Raw genomic sequence first — 7842 nt, 5'->3', positions numbered from 1 at the left:
CTCCTAATGATGTCATCCCTGATTTACTTGCCTCTCTCTCATATTCATATTTCAGTGTCCCTTGTGCCATAATACGTTCACCTCGTTGGTGTTAGTTTTTTGTCTGGTAACTTATTCTAACATCCCGGATACTCGGGGGCTAACGAGGTCTTTTACTTTTTTTGTCGGTGATTCAGGGTCTAAGCAGTTATTGCTTTACAATTACGAATTGTTATGTTTAAATATGAGGCATATCATGGAAAACTCTATAACTCCAGGTCAGACAGAACCTGTAGGCAATGAGCATAGCTCTGAGGCCTACTACGCCTTTATAGAGAACAGGGTTTACTGGCTGCTGCCGATGCTGCTGTGTCTTATAATAACCGTAGTATCGCTTAACTGGAATTTTTCCCAACTTGACAGCAACTTCAAATCAGTGGCTACAGAAGACGGCAGAGTGATATTCCAAATGGTGGAAAGCACAAGGCTCTGGAATTCACGCCATGGAGGGGTCTATGCTGCCATAAATGATATGACTACGCCAAATCCCTATCTTGAGGTAGAAAACAGAGACATCACAACTACAGACGGTATGAAACTCACTCTCATAAACCCAGCCTATATGACGCGCCAACTATCGGAGATTATGATGGAAAGTAACAGTATTATGTTTCACATAACCAGCCTGAAACCTATTCGTCCTCAAAACAGCCCCGATAAGTGGGAAAGTGAAGCGCTAAAGGCTTTTGAAGGTGGTGCCACAGAAAAAGCAGAAATGTTTGAAAACGCCGTGTTTAGGTATATGGCTCCTCTTAAAGTTAAAGAATCCTGTTTAATGTGCCATCAAAACCAGGGCTACAAAGTAGGTGACATCAGAGGCGGAATAAGTGTTACAGTGCCGGTTGATGTTCTTTACAATGCAATAAAAAAGCAAAAAATTACACTTACACTTCTTCATATGATGATGTTTTTATCCGTAAGCGCTTTGATACTTTTTTTTATGACTAAAATTCGCTCCCAATGGCTTACCCTAAAGCTCGCAAAAGCAGAACAGGACTCTGTGGTTGGGTTAAGAACCCGTGAAATCAGGGAGACCAACGAACAGCTAACCATCGAGATTAATGAACGAAGACGCGCTGATGAGGTTCTGATTGAGTCTGAGACTAAGTATCGTTCTATCATTCACTCAGTGCAGGACGGGATTATTTCAACCGATGACAACGGAGTGATTATTTCATTTAACCGCGGGGCAGAAGCAATATTTGGTTACAAAGAGGCTGACTTAACAGGAAAATCCGCTACGGAGCTGATCCCGTCAAGACTTCATGATACGTATAAGAGGGCAGTTCAGATGCTGCAACTACTTGGGGATTCATACTTTGCCGGTAAGAGGCTGGAATTTGAAGGACACAGAAAAGATGGGACTGAGTTTCCCTGTGATGTTTCCATCGCCTCATGGAAAATTAAGAATAACAGGTTTTACGTTGCCATAGTCAGAGACATTACCGACAGAAAGCGTATGGAGAATCAGATATCAGCCTCCTTGCATGAAAAAGAAGTGCTCCTTCGTGAAATTCACCATCGTGTTAAAAATAACATGCAAATCATCACAAGCCTGCTTAACCTTCAGAACCGTTACCTTAAAGATCAAAAAGATATTGACATCTTTACCGAAACAAAAAACCGTATAAAAGCAATGTCTTTAGTGCATGAGAAACTATACCAGTCCGACACATTGTCTAAAATAGATTTTAGCGACTATGTCAGAAATCTTGCTATGGGGCTTTTCAGATCATACGGGATCAGTGAACAGAAAATCAACCTGAAATTGGACATCCCGTCAATAACCTTTATCATAGACACGGTTATTTCCTGCGGTCTTGTCATAAATGAGCTTCTTTCAAACTCCATAAAATATGCGTTTCCTGATATTTCCTCTGCAGAATCCAAACTGCCTGAAAGAGAAATCGGCATTTCCCTCCATCCCTCTGGCCACAGCAGTGACAGTTACGAATTATTAATATGGGACAACGGAGCGGGTTTGCCGCAGGAGTATGATATTGATGAATCTAAATCACTCGGTCTTCAGTTAGTTTACTCTATAGTGCAAAATCAACTACAGGGGCAGATTAAAATTGAGCGAATTAACGGTACAAAGTTTATAATACTTTTTAAGGAAAACAAATACAAACAACGTATGTAGCAAAGATGAGGGGGAGATAAGGCCTAATATGATTATAACGGTAACTCTTAATCCGGCGGTGGATAAGATACTCAGGATCTCAAACTTTCAAACCGGCACAATGAATCGGGCAGTGGTGCTGAGAAAGTATGCCGGCGGTAAGGGTATAAATGTGTCAAGGGCATTAAAATCCCTTGGCAAAGACACAGTCTCACTGACAATCCTTGGTGGCGGCGCAGGGAAACAAATCCGCGACATGGCCTCTGAGGAGGGGCTAAGTCTAAGATACGTTAAGATAGCAGAAAATTCCCGCATGTGTTTGTCCATTATAAGCGAAATGTCAGAGACTGTAATAAACGAAACAGGCCCTAATATAACCGCATCGGAAATTAGCGATTTTAAAGCCTTATTTAGTGAAACTGTCAGTGCCGGTGATACGGTAATCATAAGCGGCTCGGCAGCTATCGGGTTTGGCGAGGACATATTTTTTGATTTAATTCTTCTTGCCAGACAAAATCAAGCCACCGTGATACTGGATACAAGCGGAGAGCCTCTTAAGAAGGCTCTGGCTGCCTCTCCGCATGTCATAAAGATAAACAGAGACGAACTGATGGCGATTTCAGGAAAGAGCCCTCCCTCTGACGACAGGATACTAACCGGACTAAGTAAAATAAACAAAACAGGCGTGTTTTTAAGCATAGTAACAGACGGTGACAGGGCTATACATGCTGCATCAGAGGGGAAACTCTACACGGTTATGCCGCCCGAGGTCAAAGCTGTCAATGCGTTAGGCTGTGGCGACAGTTTTACTGCAGGGTTTGCACTTTCTTTAACCGAGGGTGAGACCATAGAAGATGCTTTAATTTCAGGAGCCTGTGCAGGTTCTGCAAGCTCTATGGAACTTGGCGCCGGTTTCCTTGATAAGGACAGAGTGGATGAGTTAAAAGCTAAGAGAGGTAACAAACACCTCTAAGGCACTCTCCGGAAACACTCCTTTTCTCGTATGTATTTTCTCTTATTCAGATGTTATACTAAATTTTGGATGAGAGTACTGATTATAGAGGATGATACTATACTCTGTGAGAGTCTGAAAGAATATTTAAAGACAAAAGACATTGTCAGCGATTATCTGCCAGATGAGAGGGAGTATTTTAATTACCTGAATAATTATACCTATGATGTGATAATACTTGACCTGGTGCTCAGATATCTTAAGGGCGAGGACATTCTCAAACATATACGGTCAAAGGGAATCAGCACGCCTGTACTTATTCTTACCTCCAAGGAAAACATATCTGATAAAGAAACCTGCTTTACCTTTGGCGCCGACGATTACCTTACAAAGCCGTTTAATCTGAGAGAGCTGGTCTTAAGAATAAAATCCCTGTCAAACAGATCTCATATTCACAGCCTTATAAAAATAGACAATATCACGGTTGACATTGACGCTCAGGTGATTTATAAGGACTCAGAGGAGGTGAATCTTTCAAAAATAGCCTGGAACCTGTTTTATCTGCTGCTAAAGCATCGCGGCGAGATTGTTTATAACGATACGATTATGGGTTATGTGTGGGGTGATAAACCCTCAAGTGATGAAATCATACGTACCTATGTTAAAATGCTTAGAAAAATCCTGCCTCCTGATGCCATCTCCACATATAAAGGCAGAGGATACAAACTTAATTTGTAAGTAAAAAAAGATTACGTTTTCACGCGGCTTTATGTTGCACTATTCCAATTATATTGTATTTTTTTATAGAATATAATGACCTCCAATTTAGGTATTGACAGAGGTGTATAAACAAAAATCTTTTTTAAGCTATTTGCTGTGGAGGTTGGCAGGATGAAGATAACTAAAATTGCGGTTGCAAGAGGAATCCAATGGGTTGAGATTCCTGAGGTTGATTTGCGTGTACTCTGTGGAAGCCCTGCAGATGCAGTTAAACATTTAATTAAGCGAGGGCTTATTCTGCCTCAGGAGGTAAAGGGTGTTGCTTGCGAGACCGGACCCAATGCGATCCTGCTTTCTGACCTCTCACTGCAAAATGGAGAGTTTTCAAATCTTGCCGAATTTCCTGTTTTACAGATGCTTTACAAACAGGGACTTATAATACCCGGACATCCTAACAATACAGGACGTAAACCAATACTGATCGGTTCGGCTGCTCAGATAGAGTCCCAGATAAGCTATATCTACCGTGGCAACTACGGACTGATTTCAGCTGAAGAGATTGCCCAAACTGGCGTGCCACTTGAGCAAGCTCAGGATATGATGCGTCTGAAGCTTAAGTTTGCATTTGGGCGCATTCGGCCTACCAGAGACTTTATAGACACCTGTATCCTTGCTGACGATGCTGTGGAGGTGGTTAAGGGTGTAACTATAAGCCGTCTGCATACTAATGTTTTTAAATTTGCATATGGGGGAGAGACTGTAACTGTCAACCTTAATCTACAGCCGGGAGAAAAGTATGAATGTCCATATCCTTTGGGTTATCGCAGGCTGGAATCGGAGTACTTTGCCGTTATCAATTCAGGCGAGGGTGACGGATGGGATACTGAGCGTCCTTGCATGTCCAGCATAATCACCTTCCAGGGGCGTCTTTATCTGATTGATGCCGGTCCGCAGATTTCATACACACTGGCAGCGTTAGGTATAGATATTGACCAGGTGGATGGTATTTTCCACACTCATGCGCACGATGACCACTTTGCGGGCCTTACTGCATTGATGCGTGCCGGAAGGCGCATTAAGTACTTTGCTACACCTTTGATACGGGCCTCGGTAACAAAAAAACTGTGCGCCTTACTTGGTATAGAAGAGAAGTGGTTCTCTGACTTCTTTGAAATACGAGACCTCCTTTTTGACAAATGGACAGATATAGAGGGTTTGGAGGTAATGCCGATTTTTTCACCACACCCTATTGAGGCTAACATATTCACTTTCAGAACCTTATGGGGAAATGGATATCGAACCTATTCACATTTTGCAGACATCGTATCGCTGGATATTCTTAAAAACATGGTAACACAGCAACAAGATGCACCCGGGCTTGACAGTAACTTGTTTGAATCCATCCGTGCTGCGTATCTGGCTAAGGCTGACCTGAAGAAGATAGATGTGGGAGGAGGGATGATTCACGGGGATGCCAGGGACTTCAAATCAGACAATTCAGCTCGTATTCTGCTTGCTCATCGTGCTGGTGATTTAACGCCTGTAGAAAAAGAGATTGGTTCGAGTGCAGTGTTTGGTACGTGTGACGTGCTGGTGGCAGGCATATCACCATCGGATATGCATCGCCGCAACGCTTTCACCTATCTGCATGCACATCTTCCCGGTGTCCCTCTGCATCACATCAGAATGTTGGTAAACCATCCCATAATAGAGATAAATCCGGGCGCCATCATACTGAAAGAAGGTGAGACACCTAAGGATGTACTGCTTCTCATTAGCGGACTGGTGGACAAGATCTGTAGCCGTAGCAACTTGTTTGGCAGTCTTAGGAGCGGGGCACTTATTGGTGACGCTGCTATAATAGACAACAGACCCTCCCTAAACACATACCGTGCCTCCTCCTTCGTGCGGGTATTGAGATTACCGGCAGGACTCTATGCCAAAGTTGTAAAGCGCAATGGATTGCTGGAGCATGTGCAGAAAACAGCTAGTATTCGCTCTTTTATGGAAACGACTAAGCTGTTTGTTGACGGACTGCCTGTCGAGGTTTATAGTAGCATTGTGGATAGTGTGTCAGAACGTGTTTACAGAAGTGGGGATATTATTGCAGGTAAGGACCTTCAGATTCTTAATATTATTTGTTATGGCAGTGTTGAGCGTGTAGCAGGCACTAAGGTTTTAGATGTGTTAAGGGAGCGTGATTTTTTTGGAGAGGAGGGTGCAATTTTAAATGTTCCATATCTGTATAGTCTGCGTGTACTGCAGGATACGGCTGTTATTCAGATACCGGGTGAACTTCTTAAAAACGTACCAATCCTGTCCTGGAGGTTTCTTGAAAGCTATCAGCAACGGACAGAGCGTTTTGTATATGGCGGTGATCGTAGGGAGAGCCTCATATGGCGCGATATTTTCTCCTTGAATGTTGCACAGATGGATATGCAGCATATGCATTTTATCGAAATTGGTAACGCAATTATAGAACATCTGCAAAAAGATATTGACAGAGACTCTCTGAACAAGGTCTTTAACGCTTTGGTAGATTACACTTACTATCACTTTGAGGCTGAAGAGAAGCTTATGTCTCTCTACCATTACCAGGTCATTGAAGATCACCGCAAAAGCCACAAAGAACTGATTCGGAGGATTACTGAATATACAGCGCAGGTAAGTACCGGAGATGTACCCCCAAAGGCTGCCTTTATAGCATTTTTTGAATCCTGGGTAGTTAAGCACCTGTTAGAAGAGGACCGCAAGTATGGCGAATTCCTTAACGCCAAAGGGGTTTATTAGGTTTATTGTCCAGCTGCGGTAAAAACCCTTATAACCTTTTACCGGTATTTACGGTAAAAAGCCACCACCACTGTTCTTTGGCGGTTTCTGTGTCAAGTCTTCTGTTGACATCCGGTTCAACGAGGTCTGTTTGCACATAAACGTTGGTCTTTTTACCGTCAGTGTTTACAACTGAGGAGTTGTCAAAGTTCATAACAATGTTTTCCACATAACCGGTCTTTGACTCAGGCGCTGTGTCGCTTTCATAATTGTATTGACCTGAGACATCTCCAAGAGTTACGGTGTTTTGTGTGGTTTTAACGTATCTGTCTTTTGACATTGACCATGTATTGGTTGTGCTGGTAAAGTCCAACTGTGTTAAGTTATCGCCTCTTAAACCGTTATGGTTAAACACGCCGTCACCTGTTACCTGATTTAATTCCCTGGCTTCTTTCATTATTTTAAAATCTGCCTGTCTGCGGTCTTCAAAGCGCGATGTTTCAAGAAGAAGTTTGGAGATAAACACCATAAGAAGCGAGGCAATAAACGTAGCCACTATCATCTCCATAAGGGTAAATCCGTAGCAGTTTTTATTGTTTAGTTGCAACAATGGTTTTAACCCTCAGTGTGCGCAGAGGCCACAGAGCACTGTCCTCTTTGAGTGATAACGTGTCGTTATCCCATCTGTAGGGATAGTCTAAATTAACCGTAAGACACAGTGCGTCACTTGTTTTTAAACCTGAGTATGTGCCAAACTCATCGCCGGAGCCGCCGCAATTGCCGCCGGTTGTGCTGCACATCCCACAGTCATAGACCGTCTGTTCAGTCCAGTAAAGTTTCCCAACCACGTTCTTGTTCTTGTCTATATAGACTGTATCATAGCCGCTTGTTGAATCGTAAAACACATCCTCCCATTGGGTGAAATCTGCTGCATTAGTTTTAAAAAAGTCATAATTACAGGTTGTTACGTAACCACTGTGATAGGAGATATTGTCCGATGAGTGGGTGGTGTGAGCATATAAGTCGCACCACCTGTAGAGTGATGTTAAACGTTCAGTTTGAGAGTTAAGCGCAAAAATCGCTTTTTGGCTAAGACTGCTATGGAAATAAAATTGGCCTGTAATATCCCAAAGTATCACTGTTGATGCACAAAGCACACCTGCAATAAACATTGCAACCACTATTTCAACTAAAGTAAAGCCGGACTTACGGGACAAGGACGCCATTTTGAGTTAAAAAA

The 7842-nt window shown here is 42.7% G+C and carries 6 protein-coding genes; 4 read left to right on the top strand and 2 right to left on the bottom strand.

The genetic code is table 11. The annotated features are described in order from the left end of the window. The first annotated feature begins 235 nt into the window (after positions 1–235). The 4 genes from HQK88_16985 (at position 236) to HQK88_16970 (ending at position 6623) form a co-directional block, all read left to right on the top strand. On the top strand, positions 236–2182 hold the full coding sequence (locus tag HQK88_16985) for a DUF3365 domain-containing protein (GenBank protein MBF0618496.1): 1947 nt from the start codon (positions 236–238) through the stop codon (positions 2180–2182). A 28-nt stretch (positions 2183–2210) separates the two neighbouring features. Beyond that, a complete protein-coding gene (locus HQK88_16980) occupies positions 2211–3134 on the top strand; it encodes a 1-phosphofructokinase family hexose kinase (protein MBF0618495.1) in 924 nt (307 codons plus the stop codon). A gap of 69 nt (positions 3135–3203) precedes the next feature. Next, positions 3204–3851 (top strand): response regulator transcription factor, encoded by a 648-nt coding sequence (locus HQK88_16975; GenBank protein MBF0618494.1) that lies wholly within the window; start codon positions 3204–3206, stop codon positions 3849–3851. 153 nt (positions 3852–4004) lie between these two features. Beyond that, on the top strand, positions 4005–6623 hold the full coding sequence (locus HQK88_16970; GenBank protein MBF0618493.1) for a bacteriohemerythrin: 2619 nt from the start codon (positions 4005–4007) through the stop codon (positions 6621–6623). Positions 6624–6651: 28 nt separating this feature from the next. On the opposite strand, the gene HQK88_16965 is transcribed toward HQK88_16970, so the two are convergent. Further along, positions 6652–7212: a prepilin-type N-terminal cleavage/methylation domain-containing protein gene (locus HQK88_16965; protein MBF0618492.1), complete on the bottom strand. Its 561-nt coding sequence runs from the start codon at positions 7210–7212 to the stop codon at positions 6652–6654. Continuing rightward, on the bottom strand, positions 7193–7819 hold the full coding sequence (locus HQK88_16960; GenBank protein ID MBF0618491.1) for a type II secretion system protein: 627 nt from the start codon (positions 7817–7819) through the stop codon (positions 7193–7195). Before HQK88_16960 ends, HQK88_16965 begins: the two co-directional genes overlap by 20 nt. Between the last annotated feature and the right edge of the window lie 23 nt (positions 7820–7842).

It is taken from the genome of Nitrospirota bacterium (genome assembly GCA_015233895.1).
Lineage (GTDB): Bacteria > Nitrospirota > Thermodesulfovibrionia > Thermodesulfovibrionales > Magnetobacteriaceae > Magnetomonas.
The sequence above is the reverse complement of the archived record's forward strand: the minus strand, read 5'-3'. Positions and strand labels throughout refer to the sequence as shown.

Coding starts and splice junctions, on each gene's coding strand:
- HQK88_16975 (MBF0618494.1), top strand. CDS start 3,204: ATGAGAGTACTGATTATAGAGGATGATACTATACTCTGTGAGAGTCTG.
- HQK88_16985 (MBF0618496.1), top strand. CDS start 236: ATGGAAAACTCTATAACTCCAGGTCAGACAGAACCTGTAGGCAATGAG.
- HQK88_16970 (MBF0618493.1), top strand. CDS start 4,005: ATGAAGATAACTAAAATTGCGGTTGCAAGAGGAATCCAATGGGTTGAG.
- HQK88_16980 (MBF0618495.1), top strand. CDS start 2,211: ATGATTATAACGGTAACTCTTAATCCGGCGGTGGATAAGATACTCAGG.